At 72.6% G+C, this 20,229-nt stretch carries 21 protein-coding genes; 10 read left to right on the top strand and 11 right to left on the bottom strand.

Features of this window, described 5'->3' with window-relative positions; all coding sequences use genetic code 11:
- Nucleotides 1–149: 149 nt before the first annotated feature.
- Nucleotides 150–1,109 carry an RNA polymerase subunit sigma-70 gene (locus ACQPZX_RS16895; protein WP_433385280.1) on the top strand — a complete coding sequence of 320 codons (960 nt, stop codon included), beginning with the start codon at nt 150–152 and terminating at the stop codon, nt 1,107–1,109.
- A gap of 22 nt (nt 1,110–1,131) precedes the next feature.
- Nucleotides 1,132–1,821: an SDR family NAD(P)-dependent oxidoreductase gene (locus ACQPZX_RS16890; RefSeq protein WP_433381323.1), complete on the top strand. Its 690-nt coding sequence runs from the start codon at nt 1,132–1,134 to the stop codon at nt 1,819–1,821.
- Here ACQPZX_RS16890 and ACQPZX_RS16885 read toward each other — a convergent pair.
- Both ACQPZX_RS16885 and ACQPZX_RS16880 read right to left on the bottom strand, forming a co-directional pair.
- Nucleotides 1,782–2,771, bottom strand: coding sequence for an alpha/beta fold hydrolase (locus tag ACQPZX_RS16885; protein WP_433381320.1), 990 nt, complete (start codon nt 2,769–2,771; stop codon nt 1,782–1,784). The genes ACQPZX_RS16890 and ACQPZX_RS16885 overlap by 40 nt on opposite strands.
- The gene (locus ACQPZX_RS16880) at nt 2,768–3,307 is read right to left on the bottom strand and encodes a sigma-70 family RNA polymerase sigma factor (protein WP_433381317.1); all 540 of its coding nucleotides are present in this window, start codon (nt 3,305–3,307) and stop codon (nt 2,768–2,770) included. The genes ACQPZX_RS16885 and ACQPZX_RS16880 overlap by 4 nt, the downstream gene beginning before the upstream one ends.
- A 227-nt stretch (nt 3,308–3,534) precedes the next feature.
- On the opposite strand from ACQPZX_RS16880, the gene ACQPZX_RS16875 reads away from it, so the two are divergent.
- From ACQPZX_RS16875 to ACQPZX_RS16865, 3 genes are all read left to right on the top strand, one after another.
- Nucleotides 3,535–4,110 (top strand): dihydrofolate reductase family protein, encoded by a 576-nt coding sequence (locus ACQPZX_RS16875; RefSeq protein ID WP_433381314.1) that lies wholly within the window; start codon nt 3,535–3,537, stop codon nt 4,108–4,110.
- Between the two features lie 91 nt (nt 4,111–4,201).
- On the top strand, nt 4,202–4,747 hold the full coding sequence (gene def / locus ACQPZX_RS16870; RefSeq protein ID WP_433381311.1) for a peptide deformylase: 546 nt from the start codon (nt 4,202–4,204) through the stop codon (nt 4,745–4,747).
- Nucleotides 4,747–5,346 carry a TetR/AcrR family transcriptional regulator gene (locus ACQPZX_RS16865; RefSeq protein WP_433381308.1) on the top strand — a complete coding sequence of 200 codons (600 nt, stop codon included), beginning with the start codon at nt 4,747–4,749 and terminating at the stop codon, nt 5,344–5,346. Before def ends, ACQPZX_RS16865 begins: the two co-directional genes overlap by 1 nt.
- A gap of 54 nt (nt 5,347–5,400) precedes the next feature.
- Here ACQPZX_RS16865 and ACQPZX_RS16860 read toward each other — a convergent pair whose 3' ends face one another.
- From ACQPZX_RS16860 to ACQPZX_RS16840, 5 genes are all read right to left on the bottom strand, one after another.
- The gene (locus ACQPZX_RS16860) at nt 5,401–5,841 is read right to left on the bottom strand and encodes a hypothetical protein (protein WP_433381306.1); all 441 of its coding nucleotides are present in this window, start codon (nt 5,839–5,841) and stop codon (nt 5,401–5,403) included.
- A complete protein-coding gene (locus ACQPZX_RS16855; protein ID WP_433381304.1) occupies nt 5,838–6,071 on the bottom strand; it encodes a hypothetical protein in 234 nt (77 codons plus the stop codon). The genes ACQPZX_RS16860 and ACQPZX_RS16855 overlap by 4 nt, the downstream gene beginning before the upstream one ends.
- A gap of 101 nt (nt 6,072–6,172) precedes the next feature.
- A complete protein-coding gene (locus ACQPZX_RS16850) occupies nt 6,173–8,887 on the bottom strand; it encodes an ATP-binding protein (RefSeq protein WP_433381301.1) in 2,715 nt (904 codons plus the stop codon).
- A 66-nt stretch (nt 8,888–8,953) separates the two neighbouring features.
- Nucleotides 8,954–9,304, bottom strand: coding sequence for a response regulator (locus ACQPZX_RS16845; RefSeq protein WP_433381299.1), 351 nt, complete (start codon nt 9,302–9,304; stop codon nt 8,954–8,956).
- Between the two features lie 49 nt (nt 9,305–9,353).
- The gene (locus tag ACQPZX_RS16840) at nt 9,354–11,297 is read right to left on the bottom strand and encodes a GAF domain-containing protein (protein WP_433381296.1); all 1,944 of its coding nucleotides are present in this window, start codon (nt 11,295–11,297) and stop codon (nt 9,354–9,356) included.
- A gap of 159 nt (nt 11,298–11,456) precedes the next feature.
- Between ACQPZX_RS16840 and ACQPZX_RS16835 the strand changes: the two genes are divergently transcribed.
- Entirely contained in the window at nt 11,457–12,389 is a 933-nt protein-coding gene (locus tag ACQPZX_RS16835; RefSeq protein ID WP_433385277.1) for a calcium/sodium antiporter, read from the top strand.
- 1 nt (nt 12,390) lies between these two features.
- On the opposite strand, the gene ACQPZX_RS16830 is transcribed toward ACQPZX_RS16835, so the two are convergent.
- A complete protein-coding gene (locus tag ACQPZX_RS16830; protein ID WP_433381293.1) occupies nt 12,391–12,699 on the bottom strand; it encodes a hypothetical protein in 309 nt (102 codons plus the stop codon).
- Nucleotides 12,700–12,819: 120 nt separating this feature from the next.
- Here ACQPZX_RS16830 and ACQPZX_RS16825 point away from each other — a divergent pair, with 120 nt between their 5' ends.
- Nucleotides 12,820–13,476, top strand: coding sequence for a uridine kinase family protein (locus ACQPZX_RS16825; RefSeq protein ID WP_433381290.1), 657 nt, complete (start codon nt 12,820–12,822; stop codon nt 13,474–13,476).
- On the opposite strand, the gene ACQPZX_RS16820 is transcribed toward ACQPZX_RS16825, so the two are convergent.
- On the bottom strand, nt 13,463–14,011 hold the full coding sequence (locus ACQPZX_RS16820) for a TetR/AcrR family transcriptional regulator (RefSeq protein ID WP_433381287.1): 549 nt from the start codon (nt 14,009–14,011) through the stop codon (nt 13,463–13,465). The two genes, ACQPZX_RS16825 and ACQPZX_RS16820, sit on opposite strands and share 14 nt — an antisense overlap.
- A gap of 94 nt (nt 14,012–14,105) precedes the next feature.
- On the opposite strand from ACQPZX_RS16820, the gene ACQPZX_RS16815 reads away from it, so the two are divergent.
- From ACQPZX_RS16815 to helR, 3 genes are all read left to right on the top strand, one after another.
- On the top strand, nt 14,106–15,461 hold the full coding sequence (locus ACQPZX_RS16815; protein ID WP_433381284.1) for a dipeptidase: 1,356 nt from the start codon (nt 14,106–14,108) through the stop codon (nt 15,459–15,461).
- Between the two features lie 74 nt (nt 15,462–15,535).
- Nucleotides 15,536–16,018 (top strand): hypothetical protein, encoded by a 483-nt coding sequence (locus ACQPZX_RS16810; protein ID WP_433381281.1) that lies wholly within the window; start codon nt 15,536–15,538, stop codon nt 16,016–16,018.
- 298 nt (nt 16,019–16,316) lie between these two features.
- Nucleotides 16,317–18,449: an RNA polymerase recycling motor ATPase HelR gene (gene helR, locus ACQPZX_RS16805; protein ID WP_433381278.1), complete on the top strand. Its 2,133-nt coding sequence runs from the start codon at nt 16,317–16,319 to the stop codon at nt 18,447–18,449.
- Here helR and ACQPZX_RS16800 read toward each other — a convergent pair.
- A complete protein-coding gene (locus ACQPZX_RS16800) occupies nt 18,438–19,529 on the bottom strand; it encodes a Gfo/Idh/MocA family protein (RefSeq protein WP_433381275.1) in 1,092 nt (363 codons plus the stop codon). The genes helR and ACQPZX_RS16800 overlap by 12 nt on opposite strands.
- On the bottom strand, nt 19,499–20,200 hold the full coding sequence (locus ACQPZX_RS16795; RefSeq protein WP_433381272.1) for a ThuA domain-containing protein: 702 nt from the start codon (nt 20,198–20,200) through the stop codon (nt 19,499–19,501). Before ACQPZX_RS16795 ends, ACQPZX_RS16800 begins: the two co-directional genes overlap by 31 nt.
- Nucleotides 20,201–20,229: the final 29 nt, after the last annotated feature.

The following is a 20,229-nucleotide window of genomic DNA, read 5'->3' as shown; positions in this document are numbered from 1 at the left end:
CCGCGCGAGTCCCCCCGCCCGGCGCTGGCCACCCGCTCGGGGCGCCTGTTCCCGGGCGGCACCTTTGCTTCTGCGAAGCCGGTGAGTTCCGCTGCGCGCGCGGATCCAAACCGGTACGAGGAGGTGCGCGCGTGGTGCGTAATGTCGGGATGGTGGGGGACGAGACCAGCTTCGCGGCGGCTGCTGGGCCGCTTCGGCGGGAGATTCTCGCGCATTGTTATCGGATGCTCGGGTCGGCGGCCGACGCCGAGGACGCCGTCCAGGAGGCGTTCGTGCGGGCCTGGCGGGGCTACGACCGGTTCGAGGGGCGGTCGTCGATGCGCACCTGGCTGCATCAGATCGCCACCAACGTCTGCCTCCGGTTCCTGGAGCAGCGCGGGCGGCGTTTCCTGCCGGCCGGCCTGGGCGATCCGGAGCCCGACTGGCTGCCGCGCGCCCGGTCCGCGCCGGCGGAGACCCCGTGGGTGGGTCCGTTGCCGATGGATCCCGCCGAGGCGGCCGGGAACCGGCAGCGGGTGCGGCTGGCGTTCGTGGCGGCGCTGCAGCATCTGCCGGCCCGGCAGCGGGCGGTGCTGATCCTGCGGGACGTGGCGGAGCTGCCGGCCGACGAGGTGGCCGGCATTCTCGGCACGACGACCGTGGCGGTGAACAGCGCCCTGGTGCGCGCCCGCGAGCGCATCTCGCGGGAGGCGCCGGATCCCGACGAGATGAGTGAGCAGGTTGGTCCCGGCGTTCAAAAGCAGTTGCTCCGGTACGTGGAAGCGTTCGAACACGCCGATATCGGTGCGCTCGCCACGCTGCTCCGGGAGGACGTGACCCTGGAGATGCCGCCCCACGCCACGTGGTTCGCCGGGCGCACCCCGGTTCTCGGATTCCTCGGCCACCATGTGCTCCGGCAAGCGGGTCGTTTCGCGATGCTTCCGGTGACACCGGGCGCCAACGGGCAGCCGACCTTCGCCATGTATCTGGGCCGGGAGGCCCACGCGCTGCAGGTGCTCGAGCTCGATCGCGGCGGGGTCCGGCGGATCCACATCTTCCTTCAGCCCGAGTTGTTCCCGATGTTCGGGCAGCCGGTGATTCGGCCGGCCGCCCCGGATCTACCCAGCTGACCAACACACGCTGGGAGGAACGATGAAGTCGGTAGTTGTGGTCGGTGGAAGCCGGGGCCTGGGTCGCGGCGTGGCCCTGGCGGCGAGCGAGGCGGGCGCCCGGGTCACCCCGGTGGCGCGGGATCTCGACGGGATCGACGGGGTGTCGGGCGACGCCACCGATGAGGGCCTCGCCGAGAAGGTGCTGGCCGAGCACCGCCCGGATCTGCTCGTGATCACGGCGGGGGCGGTGCCGGAGATGCGGCCGTTGACCGCGCACACGTGGGAGAGTTTCTCGGCGAACTGGCACACGGATGTGCGGATCGCCTTCGCCTGGTTGCGGGCCGCGCTGCGGCTGCCGCTCGCGCCGGGCTCGACGGTCGTGATGTTCGGCAGCGCGGCCGAGCTGCGCGGTTCACCGCTGAGCGGCGGTTACGCGGGCGCGAAGGCCACCGTACGGCTGATCACCGGCTACGCGGCGGCCGAGGCGAGAAACCTGGGCATCGCGATGACGACCGTGCTGCCCGTGATCACGCCCGGCACGAAAATCGGCGATACCGCGATCCGGGCGTACGCGGGGAAATCGAATTTGACCTTGGAGCAGTTCACGGCGAACCTGCCGAATGCGCCGACTCCCGCATCGATCGGGCGCGGTGTAATGGGCTTGGCCGGGGCGAAGGAGCTGGCGAGCGCCTACGTCGCGGACGGGGCCGGTCTGCGGCCGCTCGAATAGGATCCGGCGTGCTGCTCTCCTAGCTGGGGCACCTTGACGACATGCCGTGCCGGCACGGTCGTGACCAGCCCCTCCGCGCCCCGCACGAAGCCGGCGATCCCCTCGGCGAACCGCTCCGGCTCCTCGACGTGGCCGATGTGCCCGCTGTACGCGAGAACCAGCAGCCGCGCCCCCGGGATCAGCGCGTGCAGCTCCCGGCCCCAGCGCAACCCGCCGTAGATGTCGTAGCAGCCGGTCACCACCAGCGCCGGCACGCCGATCGCGGGCAGCAGCGCCCGGTCGTCGATGACCTCGGGCAGCCCGACCGCGTCCAGGCCGGAGACGTGCGTCATCCGCAGCCGCGCCCGCAGCGGGCCGAGCTCCCGCTTGCGCGCCCAGTAGTGCGCCACGCAGGCCGGGAACAGCCCGCGCACGGCCGCGCCCAAGCGGTCGTCGTCAGCGAGCCCATCCAGCGACCGGATCGCGTCGAGCACCGCCGGCAGCTCCGGGTTCCACTGGTTGCGGCGGACGAACTGGCTGAGCTGGCGGGAGGTCTCGGCGATGTGCTCCGGGCCGTTGACCGGGGTGCTCGCATACAGGACCAGGCCGGCCAGCCGTTCGGGGCGGCGCGCGGCGTACAGCTGGGCGACGTTGCCGCCGTAGCCGTGGCCGAGCAGGAACACCTTCTCCCGGCCCAGGTGGTCGAGGAGGCGGTCGAGGGCCTCGGCGTACACGTCGCGGGTGTAGCCGTGCGGGTGGCCCGGCAGGCGGCCGGACTGTCCGGTGCCCAGCGGCTCCACGTAGACGACCGTCATGCGCTGCTCGACGGCCGGCATCCGCAGGTACTCCCAGCCGACCCCGGGCCCGCCCGGCATTGCCACGAGCACCGCGCCGCCGCGGCCGCGCACGTGGTAGCGCTGGGTGAGGCCGCCCAGCTCGACCGTGTGCGAGCCCACCTTCAGCGGGTTCATCGCGCACCGACGATGGCCAGGCGCAGTGACCGCAGCGCGTAGTGGGCGCGGGACTTCACGGTGCCGACCGGCACGCCGAGCCGCTCGGCGGCCTCGGCGGTGGAGCTGCCCTTGAGGTAAAGCTCGGCGAGGATGGCGCGGTGGTCGGTGCTGAGCGAGCCGAGCGCGCCGCGCAGCGAGTCGAGCGCGACCACGGTGTCGGTGGTCTCGTCGGCGTGCTGGGCGGGGACCGTGTCCAGGGCGTCGACCTCGACGGGCCGGGCGCGGCGGCGGCGGATCGCGTCGATGGCCACGTGCCGGGCGACGGTGAAGAACCAGCGCCGGGTGTGCTCGGGCTCGGTCGGCAGCGAGCCGAGGTTGCACCAGGCCCGGATCATCGTCTCCTGCAGGAGGTCCTCGGCGGCCGGCCGGCTGCCGCCGGTGAACCCGGCGAGGTAGCCGAGGAGCACCGGCGCGTACTCCTCGTGCAGCGCGGTCAGCCGCGCCTCGTCGGCCGCGGCGGCGCTGTCTGGAGAGCTGGTCACTGCAAGGCTCACGTCGATCCCCCCAAGGTCTTCTCTTGATGGAGTCCACGTTTGCCCACCAGGGGGTACGGGCGAGCCCGTGCGGCACCCTGGTGGACTCCCTGGGACGTACCGGGGATGCCCGCGCCAGGGTGTCAGCGGTCACGCGGCAGTTGCTGGATCAGCTTCTCCGTTACGACTGCAATGCGATCCGGCGATGACTCTCGACAAGCTGCGCGGTCTGTCTGTTCATGACGGAGATGACAGGCAAGATTCGGGTGGACATGACGGTGTCGCTGGACGGCTTCGTCGCGGGTCCGGACGACGGGCCGGACGCGCCGATGGGCGCCGGCGGGTTCCGGCTGTTCAACTGGCTCGACAAACGCAACGACCCCGGCCCCAGCGGCGAGGTGTACGCGGAAGCCATGGCCACCCGGGCGCTGATCTCCGGCCGCCGGACGTACGAGCTGGCCGGCCACTGGGGCGGCGACCACCACGACGGTGTGCCGATCTTCGTGCTGACTCATCAGGTCCCTGACCAGACGCCGCCGGGCACCGTCCGGTTCGTCACCGACGTCGCCGAGTGTGCCGCGCTGGCCCGGGCCGCGGTCGGGGACGGGGTCGCCATGGTGCACGGAGCGGGCGCGGCGCAGGCGCTGCTTCGCGCCGGCGAGGTCGACGAGCTGGACCTGCATGTGGTCCCCGTGCTGCTCGGGCAGGGCCGTCGCCTGTTCGACGGCCTCCCGGCGGAACCGGTGGAGTTCGAGCTGGTCCAGCCCCGGGAGGCCTCGGACGTCCTGCACCTGCGCTACCGCATCAAGCCGTCGACGGAGTAGCGGGCATCACGGCCGGAAAGATGGACGGAAACGCCCAGCCTCGCCATCGTTGGACTATACAGTCCAGTGAGCGGAGAGGAGACTTGTCGACATGACTGTGCTGGACATCCGCAAGGTCGGCGACTCGGTGCTGCGCAAGCCGGCGGCCGAGGTCACCGACTTCGACGCCGAGCTGCACCGCCTGGTCAAGGACCTCAACGAGACCCTGGCGGCCTCCCGCGGCGCGGGCCTCGCGGCCCCGCAGATCGGCGTGAGCCTGCGGGTCTTCGCGATCGCTCCCGAGCTGCCGGGCAACGACCTGAAACTCGACCACCTGGTCAACCCGGTGCTGGACTTCCCCGACGAGGAAACCCAGGACGGCTTCGAGGGCTGCCTGTCGATCCCCGGGATCTACCTCGACACTCGCCGCCGGATGAACGTGCTGGCCAAGGGATACACCAAGCACGGTGACCCGGTGCAGGTGGTCGGCGACGGCATCCTGTCGCGCTGCATGCAGCACGAGACCGACCACCTCGACGGCATCCTGTTCATCGACCGGCAGGACGCCGCCGGCCAGCAGCGGATCCTCGACACCGTGCGCGAGGCGTCGTGGTTCGAGGGCCTGGCCGCCCCCACCGTGAAGCTGAGCCCCCACTAGTGACGGGCCTGACCGCCAAAGGGGCCGCGACCAGGGACCGGATTGTGCGGGCCGCCACCGATCTGATCCTCGACCGCGGTGTCGGGGGCATGACCCTCGACGACATCCGGGCCGGCACCGCCACCAGCAAGAGCCAGCTGTTCCACTACTTCCCCGGCGGCAAGAGCGACCTCGTCTCGGCGATCGCGGCGTTCCAGAGCTCGCGGGTCCTCGAGGCCCAGCGCCCGTGGATCGACCACCTCGACACGTGGGAGTCCTGGCAGGGCTGGCGCGACGCGGTCGTCGACCACTACCGCGGTCTCACCCACAAGTACTGCTCGATCACGGCGCTGGTCAACGAGGTGGCGCCGGCCGATCCGCAGCTCGCGGCCGACGTCGCCGGGCACGCCGACCGGTGGTGCGAGCTGCTGGCGGCCGGGCTGCGGCGGATGCGGGCCGGCGGCCTGCTGCGCGCCGACGCCGAGCCGGATCGGCTGGCGCTGGCGATGTTCGCGACGCTGCAGGGCGGGCTGCTGGTGATGCAGGCGAAGGACTCGATCGAGCCGCTGGAGGTGGCGCTCGACGGCGCGCTGGTCATGCTGCGGGCCTACGCCGCGTAGAGCTTGACGAAAGGCGCCCCTCGTGGCGGTCTCAAAGGTGGCGCGCGCTCGTGCTCAGTTGTCGGCTGAGGTGATCAGCTGTTCCAGCCGATCGACGTCCTGTTGCGCGAGCCAGGTCTCGTCGAGCGCCGTGCCACCGACGCGGTGGATCGCCGCGCGCAGCGGCGCGGCCCACAGGTGCTCGATGAGCGCGACGGCGGCGGTGGCGCCGACCGGGATCGCGTCGGCCAGTGACCAGGTGGGGACTTCGCCCGATGCTGGGGCGTCGTCCTGTGGCCCGCCGAGGATGGCGGTCACGCGCGTGCCCATATCCGAGGGAGCGCCGGCCGGCGCGGGCAGCGTATGGATCGTCCCGTCCTCGGCCCGCGTCACCAGCAGGACGTCGAGCAGCCGTACGGTGCCTTCCCGGCGCAGCCGCTCCAGCTCCGCCATCACCTCTCCGGTGTGGACGAACTCGGCGAATCCGACCACCAGGACCTGGACCGGGCCTGTCACCGGCCGATCCGCCCGAGCAGCTCGTCGTACTCGGTGGCGGTGAGCACCCCGGAATCGCGCAGGTGGTCGAGCGCCGCCCGGTTGGCCGGCCCGGCGGCCGGTGGCGCGGTCGTCGGCGCCCCAGCCGGGTGGGAGGCCGCCCAGGCTTGGGCCGGCGTGAAACGGCCACCGTAGTAGGGCACGTTCCCGGTCATCCCGGAGCGGAGCAACTGCCTGGGTACCAGCAGCATTCGGGCCTCCTCCACGCGTCGCACCCACTATAGGGCGCGGTCGAGCTCGGCCAGCGTCACATTCCTCGCCCGCTCCGCGAAGCCCGCGGCGTGAGCAGAGGTCAGCTCCCGCCGATCGCGCCCGGCAAGTCGCGGCGCGACAGGATGCCGAGCTTCGCGAAGATCTTCCGCATGTGCCACTCGACCGTCCGCGGGCTCAGGAACAGCGCCTCCCCGATCTCCACATTGGTCTGCCCCGCCGCCGCCCGCCGGGCGATCACCGACTCCTGCGACGTCAGCGTGGTCCGGTCGCGCACCACCTGCCGCGGAATCCGGGTCGGCTCCCCCGCCGCCGCCAGCTCCCGGCCCGCCCGGTCCGCGAACGCCTCCGCCCCCATCGTGGTGAACGCCTCGTGCGCCGCCCGGAGGTGGGTTCGAGCCTCGGCACGCCGCGAGGCCCGCCGCAGCCACTCCCCGAACAGCAGCCGCGCCCGATACCCCTCGATCGCCGTCTCGGGCGCCGAAAGCCGCTCGATCGCCTCCCGATAGCTGTCCTCGGCTTGTTCCGCGGGCCCGGCGAGGGCATCGGCGATCGCTTGCGCTCCGAGCGCCCAAGACGTTCCGGCGATTTTCGTACGGTCGCCGAGCCGTTCCCGGGCGTCGGCCGCGATCTGGTGCTCCCCGGACCGGGCGGCCGCCTCGATCAGCTCCCCCAGCGTCCACGAATGCAGCCCGAGGTCCTCGTGCCGGCCCGCTTCGAGTGCCGCGTCCAGCGCCGCTCGGTGGTTGCCGAGTCCGTTGTAGAGGACGGCCTTGTGGTGGTGGGCCAGCGTGTGCAGCCGTCCGTTCCCGGTGGCCTCCGCGTCGGTCAGCTTCGCCGAGATGGCTTCCAGGGCGGGCTTCTCGCGCCCGCGGTAAGCGACCAGCAGCAGCCCACCGGCCTGCTGCACCGATCCCCCGGTGAGCTGGGCGACGGCGTCGACCTCGTCGAGGACGATCGCCGCGTCGGCCAGGCGTCCGGCGTACACGAAACTGCCGGCCCGGACGGCCAGGGCGGTCGGCAGCACCGAGAGTGTCCCCGTGTCCCGGGCGAGCCGGACGGCTCGCTCGCTCATCCGGCCCAGCAGATCCATCCGGAAGAGCTCCAGCGCCACGAACGGCGTCAGCCAGGTCAGCCCCAGGTCGTCCGGCCCCAGCATGTCGATCGCCTGACAGAGCAGCGGCGCCGCCTGCGCGCGCCCGTCGAGCACCCACGAAACCAGCCCGGCCAGCAGCAGGTCGGGGGCCTCCCGCCCGGTCCACGCGCCGCGGGCCGCCTCGGCCGCCCGCCGCAGGTCGTCCCCGCCGAACCGGCCCGCGTACACGGCCACGCCGACCGCCGACAGGAACGTGTCGCGTGCCGCCGCCGGGTCGAGCTCGCGCAGCCGGGTCGCCGCGGCCAGCAGCGGCCGGCCCGCCTCCCGGCCGTGCGTGGTCGCGAACGCCACCTGCGCGCGCAGCCGCTCGATGCGGGCCCGGTCCAGGTCGCCGGGCCGGCCCACCTCGGCCGCCGCCAGCAGGTCGGGCACCAGCGCGAACGATCCGGCCAGGAACCGGGCCCGGGCCGCCGACACCAGCAGCGAGCTGCGCCGGCCCGGGTCGCGGGTCAGCGCCGCCGCCCGTTCCAGGAACGCCGCCGCCGCGGAGCGTCCGCCCCGGTCGAGGGCCCGGCCGGCGGAGAGCTCCAGTTCCCGGGCAACCTCCTCGTCCGGCCCGGCCGCGGCGTGCGCCCGATGCCAGGCCCGCCGGTCGGGGTCCTGGGCGTGGTCGGTGACCTCGGCGAGCGCGGCGTGCACCTCGCGCAGCTCGGCGGCGCTGCCGGAGCGCCACGCGGCCGAGCGCACCACCGGGTGCGGGAACCGCACGCACGCCCCGATCTCGATAAGCCCTTCGCTCTGCGCCACCACAGCCGCTTCGTCGCCGACGCCGAGCTTCTCCATCGCCCGGCGCAGCAGCGGCGCGTCGCCGATCGGCTCGACCGCGGCGGCCAGCAGCACCTTGCGGGTGTCGGCGGGCAGGGCCGCGATCCGCCGGCGGAAGCCCTCCTCGATCCGGCCCGCGAGCGGCCGGGTGCTGAAGCCGCCGAAGCCGAACGCCAGCTCGGCCGGCGACAGGCCCTTGGTCAGCTCCAGCAGCGCCAGGGGGTTGCCGCTGGTCTCGGCCACGATCCGGTCGCGTACCCGGGCGTCCACCGGTGACGTCAGCACGGCGTCGAGCAGCTCCCGCGCGTCCGCCTCGGGCAGGCCGTCGACCCGCAGCTCCGGCAGCCCTTCGAGCAGGTCCTCGCCGTCGGTGTCGCGGGCCGCGAACACCAGCGCCAGCGACTCGGCGCCCAGCCGCCGGGCCACGAACGCCAGGATCAGCTTGGAGAGCCGGTCGAGCCACTGCGCGTTGTCGATCACGCAGACCACCGGGCGGGCCGCGGCGGCCTCGGCGAACAGCCCGAGCGTGGCCATGCCCAGCACCATCAGCTCGGGCACCACGCCGGCGCTGAGCCCGAACGCGATGCTCAGCCCGTCCCGCTGCGGCGCCGGCAGCCGGCCGAGGCCGTCGAGCAGCGGCGCGCACAGTTGCTGCAGCGCCGAGTAGGCGATCTCGGATTCCGACTCGACGCCGGCGGCGCGCAGCACGCGGTGGCCGTCGGCCCGGCCCGCTAGATGGTCGAGCAGCGCGGTCTTGCCGGCGCCGGCCTCGCCGCGCAGGATCAGCACCCGGCTGTGCCCGGCCCGCACGTCGCGCAGCACCTCGTCGAGGTCGTGCCGCTCTCGCCGGCGGCCGAGCAGGTCTGGTGTTCCCACGTGACACAGCCTTGCGAACGGGACCGGGCCGGCACATTGCCGCCAGCCCGACTTCTCCTCTACCGGCTAGCCGGTAGTGGGGAGCAGATCCCGGACGGCGCGGGCCGACAGAGCGATCTTGGAGACGAAGCCGATCGCGGGGCTGGCCTCGATCAGGTCCTCGTAGTCGTCGCCGGCATGCGTCGAAATCATGATCACCGGGGTCGGGTGCAGGCGCGCGGCCAGGTCGAAGCCGCTCTCGCCGCCCAGGTTGATGTCGACCAGCGCGACGTCGGGCCGCAGCTCGGCGGCGAGCGCCACCGCCTCGTCGATCCGCCCGGCGGTGCCGGCGACGACCAGGCCCTCCCGCTCGAGCAGGTCACGAGCCGCGGCGAGGAAATGCTCGTTGTCGTCGACGAGCAGGCAGCGCAGTGTCACCGGATCAGGGTGACAGCGCGTATCTGCTCGCGCATGCCTGCTAGCCCCACTAAACCGGCACCCGGCAGGTGATGGTCGTGCCCCCGCCGGCCGGGCTGCGCACCGCGATCGTGCCGCCCAGCGCCTCGATGCGGTCCATGAGCCCGACCAGGCCGGAGCCGCGCGACGGGTCCGCGCCGCCCGAGCCGTCGTCGCTGACCACCAGCACCAGCCGGCCGTCCTGCACCGACGCGTCGACGGTGACGACCGTGGCGCCGGCATGCTTGACCGCGTTGGTGAGCACCTCGGAGACCACGTAGTACGCGCCGATCTCCACCGGCTGCGGGAGCCGCCCGTCCAGCCGTACGTCAATCTCCACCGGAAGCGGCGAACGGCGGCCCAACGCCCGCAATGCCGGCCGCAGGCCGGAATCGGACAGCACGGCCGGGTGGATGCCCCGGGACAGCTCGCGCAGCTCGTCGATCACGACGAGCAGGTCGGCGGCGAGGTCCGGAAGATCGCCCTCCGCCGCCGTGCGCAACCGCAGCGCGAGCGCGACCAGCCGCTGCTGAGCGCCGTCGTGCAGGTCCCGCTCGATCTGCCGGCGGGCCTCGTCGGCGGCGGCCACGATCCGGGCCCGGGAGCTGATCAGCTCGGCGCGGCTCTGCGCGTTCGCCACCGCGACCGCCACCAGGTCGGTGAACTCGGCCAGCCGCCCTTCGAGGTCGTCCGGCAGCCGCCCCTCGCCCGAGCCGACGGCGATCATCCCCCAGAGCCGGCCGTTCGCGTGGATCGGCATCCCGACCGCCCAGACCAGCCCCTCCTCGGCGTACTTCTCGCCGCCCGGCAACTCCTGGAAGTTGTGCACCCGGGCGGTCTGACCGGTGCGGTGGATCGTCGCGGTGATCCCCTCCGGCGGGTAGCCCTCCCACACATGGCCGACCCGTACGTGCGGCCCGGTCGTCCCCTCGTTGGCCAGCAGCGTCGCCGACCCGTCCAGCTCGTAGCGGATCATCCGGGCGGTGCCGCTGCCGAACTGCCGCAGCACCTCCTTGGTCACCGCCGCGAACACCAGCTCCGGCGCCGAGTCCTGGGCGATCAGCACGGCCAGCCGGCGCAGCGACGCCTGCTCCTCGACCAGCGCCCGCAGCTGCTGCACGGCCTGCGCGTTGCCGATGGCCAGCTGCGCGAGGTGGATGAAGTCGCCGACCCGCGCCTCGGTGCCCTCGGGCAGCGCCGTCCGGGCCGTGCCGGCGACCACCACGCCCCACAGCCGGCCGCCGACCACGATCGGGGCGGCGAACACGACCCGGATGCCAAGCTTGGTGACCAGCGCGCCGAACGGCCCGTCCCGCAGCGCCGGCCCAGTCAGCTGCCCCGCCTCGCCGGTGGTGACCACCCGGTTCAGCAGCATGGCCTCGGTCAGCACGATCCGGTGCCCGACCGGCAGGTCCTCGGTCAGCCCGCCGAACGAGCCCACCACGGTCACCGACTCCGGGGGCTCGTTCAGCCGGGTGACGAACGTCGACTCGGCCCCGATCAGCCCCGCCAGCTCGTCGGCGATCGCCCCGAACACGTCCTCGGGCGCCGAGCCGCCGGCCACGAGCGTCGCCACCCGGCGCAGCGCGACCTGCTCGTCCAGCAGGTCGCCGTGGGCCCGCTCGGACAGCACGGCCCGGCGGGTCGCGGCGGTCGCCACCGAGCCGACGATCACCGACATCACGATGAACAGCCCGAGCAGGATCGCGGCGGAGTCGTCGAAGTCGCGCAGCGGCGGCAGGAAGAACCAGTCGAACGCCTCGATCGCCGCCACCCCGACCGGCAGCGCGTAGAGAATGCCCAGCGCCCGGGCCGTCGCCAGCACTCCCGCGAGCAGCACGAGGCCGAGCGCCACCGCCGGCACCTGCGGCACATGGTCGCGCAGCAACGAGCCGACGACGGCGGTGAGCACGAAGGCCGCGACCCCCGCGACGAGGGCGAGCGCGGTCTCGGCGTACAGGGGCAGGCGGCGCACCTTCACGAGGCTGCCACACGCCGGACGCCAGGCGGATCCTGATGGGCAGGATCACAGCGCGTCAATCGACAGACACCGTTGCGCGCAGCGGATATGGTGACCGCAGGTGTGCCGGGAAGCCTGGTCGGCGTGAGTGTTCGCCGTCGGCTGGGGGCCGCCATGGTCGTGTACGTCCTGCTCACCGCAATCGGCCTGGTCCTGCTGACCTGGGCGGCCGACCACCTCATCCTCGGATCGTCGCGCCTGGGCCGCCAGCTGCGGGTGAGCCCGGTGGTGATCGGGGTCGTCGTGATCGGGCTCGGCACCTCCACGCCGGAGCTCCTGGTGTCCGGGCTGGCCGCGGTCCGCGACGAGCCCGGCCTGGCCGTGGGCAACCTGGTCGGCTCGAACATCCTGAACCTGAGCCTTCTGCTCGGCATCGCCGCGGTCATCGCTCCGGTCCCGGTCGCGACGTCGGTGATCCGGCGGGAGGTCCCGCTCGCCGTCGCCTCGGTCCTGCTGTTCGGCCTGCTCACCCTGTCCGGACTCGACGTCCGCGCCGCCGTCGTGCTGGCGGCGGCCTGCGTCGTCGCGCTGTGGTTGCTGATCCGCTGGGCACGAGCGGACCAGCCGGAGCCGGCGCAGGACGTCCGCGAGCCGGCCGGCCGGTGGTGGGTGGAGCCGCTCCGCGCCCTGCTCGGCTTGGCCGGCGTCCTGGCCGGCGCGCAGATGCTGGTCGTCGGCGCGTCGGCGGGAGCGGCCGCGCTCGGCGTGTCACCGGCCGTCATCGGCTTCACGCTGGTGGCGATCGGCACCTCGCTGCCGGAGCTGGTCACCACCATCCAGGCGCAACGCCGCGGCGAGTCCGACCTGGTGGTCGGCAACCTGTTCGGGAGCAACCTGTTCAACGGCCTCGCCGGCGGCGCGGTGATCGGCTTCGCCGACCGGGCCGGGGTGGCGCACGGTCAGGCGACCCTGGTGATCGTCATGATGTCGGGCGCCCTCCTCGCCGGAGTGCTGCTGATCCGCGGCCGGCGCCTCACCCGCCGCGACGGTCTCGTCCTGGGCGTGGCCTACCTGGCGGCGTTCCCCCTGCTGCTCTCCGCGACCTGACCTACCGCGAGCTCACGTCGCGGGCCCAGGAGGGCCTCGGCCTCGATCCCGTCCGATCCCGCCCCGGATCGGTGACGAACGGCGCGGCGGTGCCCTCGTGTTCCACCCGCCACGGCGCCGGCTCGCCGTGCCGCACGTACCGCCACCAGTGCTTGGACCCCGCCGCGGCGAACGTCAGCACGAAGCCGGCCCAGTGCACCACCGAGGCCACCGCACCCGTCGTCATGGCCGCGACAGCAGAGCTCGCGGCGACCAGCAAAAGGACGGCGCCAACCCGTGGCGCCGCACGGCGGAACATCCCGGCGATCACCCGCGACATCGTACGGATACCACAGGCACCCGGTATTCAGCCGATATGCCGGAATACCCCGCACCGAACAGCCAGCCGCCCGCGGGTGTGCCGCGGCTCTTACCCGGGTAGTGCGGGGCGATGAAGCTCGGGCCGGGTGAGCCGGCGGCTGGTCCCTGGCGCGTCGAGTCGCTCGATGCCTTCGCCCGCTCGCTGGCCCGGGAAGCCGGAACGCCGGCCGGCCGCCCCCGGGTCATCGCCGTCGACGGCCGCGGCGGAGGAGGCAAGACCGCCCTGGCCCAGCGTCTCCACCGGGCGATGCGTCCGGCTGCCGTCGTGCATTCCGACGATGTCGCGTGGGCGCATTCGCGCTTCGGCTGGGACGACTTGATGATCGCCGGCGTCCTGGAGCCGCTGCACACCGGCAACACGGTCCACTACCGCCCGCCCGCCTGGGACAGGGACGGCCGCGCGGGCCACATCGACGTGTCTCCCGACGCGACGACGGTGCTCATCGAGGGCGTCGGTGTGTCCCGCCGGGCGCTGGCACCCTTCGTCGACGTCATGGTCTGGGTGCAGTCCGACTTCGCCGAGGCCAAACGCCGCGGCATGGACCGCGACATGGCCGAGCTGGGCCGGGATGTCGACGAGGCGTTGCGTCTCTGGGACGAGTGGGAGGCCGAGGAAGTGCCGTTCCTGCTGGACGACCGGCCGTGGCAGCGGGCGCACTTCATCGTCGGCACCGCTTCGGCGCTACCTCACGACGCGGAGACCGAAGTGGTCGTCAGCCGCGGCTGAACAGGGCCCGGTGCAGCATCTCCCGCAGCCGGTCCCCCACCTCGGGCCGCCCCGAGAAGGCATGGTCGGCGAGCGCCCCGCCCGCCATCGAGAACGCCAGCATCACGTCCTCCACTCCGACGCCCGGATGCAGCACACCCGCCTTCTGAGCCCGCGCGACCAACGGCACGAAGGCGGCGACGGTCCGCTCCGACAGCGACGTGAACAGCTCGATGTCCGCCGCCGAGAGAATCCGGGTCAGGCTGCGATGCTCGCCCTGCATCCCCAGCACGAAGTCGAACAGCACCACGACCCCGTCGTCCCGCTCCCGCAGCGAAAGGGCCAGCCGCTCGATCCGCGCGACGTTGTCCTCGTGCACCTCGGCCGCGAGTTCCTCGCGGCTGGCGAAGTTCCGATAGATCGTCGTCCGGCTCATCTCGGCCGCCCGGGCCACCTCCTCGAGCGGCACGTCATGCCCCCGCTCGGCAAACAGCCGCCGCGCCGCGGCAAGCAGACGCTCCCGGTTGCGGGCAGCATCGCGGCGCTGAGGCGGCATGACCGCACCCTACTGGGTTCATTTCCGGGCCCGTGCCGATGGTCACGCGCGATCGGCGTGCCAACGACCTGGGCTGCGGGAATCAAGGCTCGCCATGACCCTCTCCGAGCAAGACCTGCGGGCCGCCGTCGCCCGTGAGCTGCCCGCCGCCCGCGCCGGCCTCGAACAACTCGTCCGGATCCCCAGCGTTGCCTTCGACGGTTTCGACCCCGCGCCGGTCGACCGGTCCGCCGAGGTAGTCGCCGGCCTGCTGCGCGATCTCGGCCTCGACCCGGCGATCGTCAGCGCCGGCGGCCGGCCCGCTGTGATCGCCCACCGGCCGGCGCCGCCGGGGGCGCCCACCGTCATGCTCTACGCCCACCACGACGTGCAGCCGGCCGTGGACCGCCGAGGCTGGACCAGCGACCCGTTCGAGGCCGTGGAGCGCGACGGCCGCCTCTACGGCCGCGGCACGGCCGACGACCGGTCCGGCATCATGGCCCACGTCGCGGCGCTGCGGGCGTTCGGCGAGGACCTGCCGGTCGGCGTCGTCGTGTTCGTCGAGGGCGAGGAGGAGTACGGCTCCCGCACCCTCCCGGCCATCCTTCGCGAGCACGCCGGCGATGTGCGTGCCGACGTCATCGTGATCGCCGACTCGACGAACTGGGACATCGGCGTGCCGGCGCTGACCACCTCGCTTCGCGGCGAGGTCAACTGCTACGTCGAGGTGCGCACGCTCGAATCCGCCGTGCACAGCGGCATCTACGGCGGCCCGGCCCCGGACGCGCTGACCGTGCTGGCCCGCCTGATCGCCACCCTGCACGACGCCGACGGCTCGCCCGCGGTGGCCGGCCTGACCGGCTACGACCACACCGGCCTCGACTATCCCGAGCAGCGTTTCCGCCGCCAGTCGGGCATGCTCGACGGCGTCCGCCTGATCGGCGCCGGCAGCATCGCCAGCCGCAACTGGACCCAGCCCTCGATCTCGGTCCTGGGCATCGACGCGCCACCCACCGACGCCGCGCCCAACGCATTGGTGCCGACCGCAAAAGCCAAGATTGGCGTACGGGTCGCGCCCGGCGACGACGCCGAAGCGGCTTGGCAGGCCCTGCGCACCCACCTGGAACAGCACACCCCGTGGGGCGCCCAGGTGACCGTGACCCTGGAGTACGCCGGCCAGCCCAGCAGCCTGACCACCTCCGGCCCGGTGCACGAGGCCGCCCGGGCCGCCCTGCGCGCCGCCTGGGACGGCGCGGAGCCGGTCGACATGGGCCTGGGCGGCTCGATCCCCTTCATCGCCGACCTGCAGGCCCTCTACCCCGGCGCCACCATCCTGGTCACCGGCGCGGAGGACCCGTACTCCCGGACCCACTCCCCGGACGAGAGCCTCGACCTGCGCGAGTTCGGCCGCATCTGCCTGGCCGAGGCCCTGCTCCTGCGAAACCTGGCCGACGTGCGCTTTCACCCCTGACGAAGGAGGTGCGGGCCGAGATCGGGAACAAGACTGGGCGCTTGGCTCCGGATCGACGGCACGAGGGGGACAGCATGGACGCGCTGCTGGGGACGCTGGCCGAGAACGAGCTCGCGGTGGTGCGGGAGCTGAGGCCCGACCGGCTCACCAGCATGGACGAGGACGAGCTGATCGACCTGCACGCCCGCGCCCGCCGCCAGCGCGACAAGTTCGTCAAGCAGTACCGTCGCCAGGCCGCCGCGAGCATCGAGGGCGCCGGCGGGCGGGGCAAGGCCCACGCCCGCAACGCCCGGGCCCGCGCGAAGGCCGAGCTCTTCGAGAACATCCTCGCCGGCGTGAGCCGTCAGCTCGCGGTGGCCGCCCAGGCCAGCGCCGACGCCCTGCACGCCGAGCGCGTCGCCGAGGAACTGGCCGTCCCGGCCCCGCTTCCCCCGCCAGCGCCGCGCCTTGCCCCGCAGCGCTCAACCTCCCGCCCGAAGTCCCCCGACCTCCAGAAGCGCCGAGCCTCGACCCGCGCCACCAACGCCCGCCGCCAGGCACGCCGCGACAGCGCGTGAGCGTCAACGAGGCAACCCGCCGGCCGCCGCAGAGCCGCGCCGCCGCTGCTCTGCTGATCTGCCGTTCGCGGCGAACGGCAGATCATCAAGATCCGAAACGCCGACAGGGCACCACCCACCGGGCATCCTAGGAGGCTAGGCCAAGACGTGGGCAGCAAAAAAGCGAGGAGCCGAACTCCCCGCCACTACTAACGTATATCGCAACCCGGGGCTTGCGGCAAGACCCCGGTGATGGCTCAGAATCGTCGCCTAGGCCAAGAACCTGCGTAAATAGGAGCTTCGCGTAGTGCGACCGGAAATGACCACCAGCGTCTTCGACCTTCCCGCACGTCTCGCCGCCAAGGCGGACCCCGCGCTCACCACCGCGGACGAGAAGCACTTCGCGGCGATCGCCGCCAGCCTCGAGCACTCGATCGCCGACCTCACCCAGCGCCTCGACGCCGAGAAGAAGGCGCCCGGCGGCATCGGCCGCCGCGCCCTCGACCGCGACCAGGAGGTCCGCCGCCTGACCGCCCGCCTGCGCACCCTGAGCCGCTACAGCCTCGACCTGTGCCTGGGCCGCATGGATCCGGCGGACGGCGGCGACCCGGTCTACATCGGCCGCCTGGGCCTCACCGACAGCGACGGCGCCCGCCTGCTGGTCGACTGGCGCTCCCCCGCCGCCGAGCCCTTCTTCGGCGCCACCCACGCCAACCCGATGCGGCTCAAGGCCCGCCGCCGCTACCGCTGGACCCGGGGCCGCATCACCGACTACTGGGACGAGGCCTTCACCGCCGAGGGCCTCCGGAACAGCGCCGCCCTCGACGACCAGTCCGCCTTCATCGCCAGCCTCGGCGTCAACCGCTCGGGCCGGATGCGCGACGTCCTCGGCACCATCCAGGCCGACCAGGACGCGATCATCCGGGCCGGTTCGAGCGGCGCCCTGGTCGTCGACGGCGGTCCCGGCACCGGCAAGACCGTCGTGGCCCTCCACCGCACCGCTTACTTGCTCTACTCCGACCCGCGACTGGGCGAGCGCCACGGCGGCCTGCTCTTCGTCGGCCCCCACGAGCCCTATCTGGCCTACGTATCCGATGTGCTCCCCAGCCTCGGTGAGGAAGATGTGCAGACCTGCACGTTGCGCGATCTGGTCCCCGAGGGCGCCGTCGCGACCGAGGAGACGGATCCGGCAAGAGTCCGGCTCAAGTCCGATGCGCGCCTGGTCAAGGCGATCGAGGCCGCCGTTCGCTTCTACGAGGAGCCCCCGGCCAAGCCCATGACGGTCACGGCCGGCGATGCCGACCTCCGGCTGAGCGCCGCCGACTGGGCGGAGGCGTTCGAGGTCCCCGGTCCGGGCACGCCCCACAACGAGGCTCGCGACGAGGTCTGGGAGGAGTTGCTGACCGTCCTTACCGACCGCTACGAGGGCGAGGAAAACCACGATTCCGTACGGGCGGAGCTGGCGCGAAACCGAGAGTTGGCGACCGCCTTCAACCGGGCGTGGCCGCTGCTCGACCCCGAGGACATCGTCGCCGATCTGTGGTCGGTGCCGGCTTACCTGCGCAAATGCGCCCCCTGGCTGAGCGGCGACGAGATCCGTGCCCTCCAGCGCGCCGACGCCCGCGCCTGGACCGTCGCGGACCTGCCCCTGCTCGACGCGGCCCGGCAGCGCCTCGGCGACCCCGGGTCGTCCCGCCGCCGGCAGCAGCAGGACACCGCGGCCCGCCGGCACCGCGAGGGCATGGCCCGGGTCATCGACGACCTGCTGGAGGCCAACACGTACGACGACGGTGAGGGCCTCTGGACGATGCTGCGCGGCGAGGACATGCGCAACTCCCTGGAGGACGACACCGTGCTCCCCCGCGCCGAGCCCGACCGGCTGGCCGGCCCGTTCGCGCACATCGTCGTGGACGAGGCGCAGGAGCTGACCGACGCCGAGTGGCAGATGCTCCTGCTGCGCTGCCCGTCGCGCAGTTTCACCATCGTCGGGGACCGCGCGCAGGCCCGGCACGGCTTCACCGAGACCTGGCAGGAGCGCCTGGAGCGCGCCGGCCTCGACCGGGTCACGATGGCGTCGCTGACCATCAACTACCGGACCCCCGAGGAGGTCATGGCCGAGGCCGAGCCGGTGATCCGGGCCGTCCTGCCCGATGCCAACGTGCCCACGTCGATTCGGCGGAGCGGCCTCCCGGTCGTACGCGAAAGTGTCCTTGAATTGCGGAACATCGTGGACGCCTGGCTGGCCGAGCACGCCGAAGGCGAAGGTGTCGCGTGCGTCATCGGCGACGAAACTTTCCCGGGGACCGACCGCGTCCGGTCGCTGACGCCCGAGCTGGCGAAGGGCCTCGAGTTCGACCTCGTGGTCCTGGTGGATCCGCAGAGGTGGAGCGCGGTCGACCAGTACGTCGCGATGACGCGCGCCACCCAGCGGCTGACCATCCTAACCAGCTGACCACTCGTCGGCGGTTAGAAGCGGCACCGGATCGGGGCGCTCGACCGTAGTGCTCAGATCGATGCGGCGGCCCTCTTCGGCCGAACGAAGCAGCGCCGTCATCGCGTCGAGCACGTGCAGGGCGAGCGCGCCCGAGGCCCGGGGTGAGGATTCATTGATCTGATCGATCAGGCCGATGCCCCGGGCCGCGTCCACGTAGCCGGCCGCGATCGGAATCGGTTGCCACTCGGAGGCGCCCAGGGGGAAGACGCGGACCTCGCCGTCGAACCTGTTGGGGTCGGGGACCGCGAGCGTGCCGGTCTCGCCGTGGATCTCGATGGGGGCGGCGGTGGTGCGGACGGCCTCGAAGCTCGTGGTGATCGTCGACAGCGCGCCGCCGGCGTGTTCGAGCACGCCGGAGATGTGCGTCGGCACCTCGACCGGGATGCGCTCCCCGGCCCGCGGGCCGGTCTGGATGGCGCGGGCGTCGCGGGGGCGGCTCGCGGCGCCGGTCACCGACTGTATCGGGCCGAGCAGGTGGACCAAGGCAGAGAGGTAGTAGGGACCCATGTCCAGCAGCGGGCCGCCGCCGGGCTGGTAGTAGAAGTCGGGGTTCGGATGCCAGCGCTCGTGACCGGGCGTCACCATGACGGCCGATGCGGCGACGGGCCGTCCGACGCCGCCGCCGTCGATGAACGCCCGCGCGGTCTGGATCCCGGTGCCGAGGACGGTGTCGGGGGCGCAGCCGACGGTCAGCCCGGCGGCGGCCGCCGACTCGAGGATCGTGGACGCGTCAGCCAGGGACGCGGCGAGCGGCTTCTCGCCGTACACGTGAAAACCATGACCGATGGCACCCAGCGCAACCGACGCGTGCGCGGCGGGAATCGTCAGGTTGAGCACGGTCTCGACGCCGGTTTCGCGGAAACTTTCGAGCGGCAGGGCGCGCGCCGAGGGCAACTCGGCGACCAAAGCCGCCGAGCGGGCGGGATCCAGATCGGTCACCGCGGCGATGGTCACCCGGGGGTGGCCGGCGAGCGTCCGCAGGTACGCCTGGGATATGTAACCGACGCCTACGATCCCGACGCGGTGCGGGTCGCCCACAGCATGCCCCTCTCGATGACGGTGCGGACGTTCGGGTTCGCGAGGACGTCGAGGCTGTGGCCGGGGGTGGTGACCACGATGCGGCCGTCGCCCCAATGGCGGGTCCAGATCGCGGGCGAAGTGATCGGGCGATGCCACGGGTGCCACGGCCGGACCGGGTGGGTGGTGGTGGCGAGGACGTCGATCAGGTCGTCGTGCAGCACCCAGTACTGCTCGGTCTCCAGCTCGAAGTCGCCGATGCCCTCGGTGATCGGGTGCGCCTTGCCCAGTTCGGTAACGGTCACCGTGTATCGCAGAAAGTTGTCCTCCTCGGTGCCGCCGCACTGCGCCGGCTCCTTGCTCGGATGGGTGGCGAACTGGCCGCCGATGAGCTGCAGATAGTCGGAGGAGGCGCGGTAGGAGTCGGCGATGCCGCCGTGCCAGCCGGTGAAGCCGGTCCCCCGCCGCACCGCCGCCCGCAGCCCGGCGACCTGGTCGCGCTCGATCGTGGACATGGTCATGCACTGGACGATCAGATCGGTTTCGGACATCTCGGCGTCGTCGGCGTAGATCGCCGGGGACTCCTCGATCCGTACGTCATAGCCGTTGTTCTCGAGAAAGGGGACGAACAGCTCGGTCGCCTCGACCGGCCGGTGCCCCTCCCATCCGCCGCGTACCACGAGAGCTTTCACTCCTCCTGCCTACCAGATCTTCCCATAGA

Source organism: Actinoplanes sp. CA-142083, assembly GCF_050942195.1.
Classification (GTDB): Bacteria; Actinomycetota; Actinomycetes; order Mycobacteriales; family Micromonosporaceae; genus Actinoplanes.
This window is presented reverse-complemented; position numbering and strand designations above follow the sequence as displayed.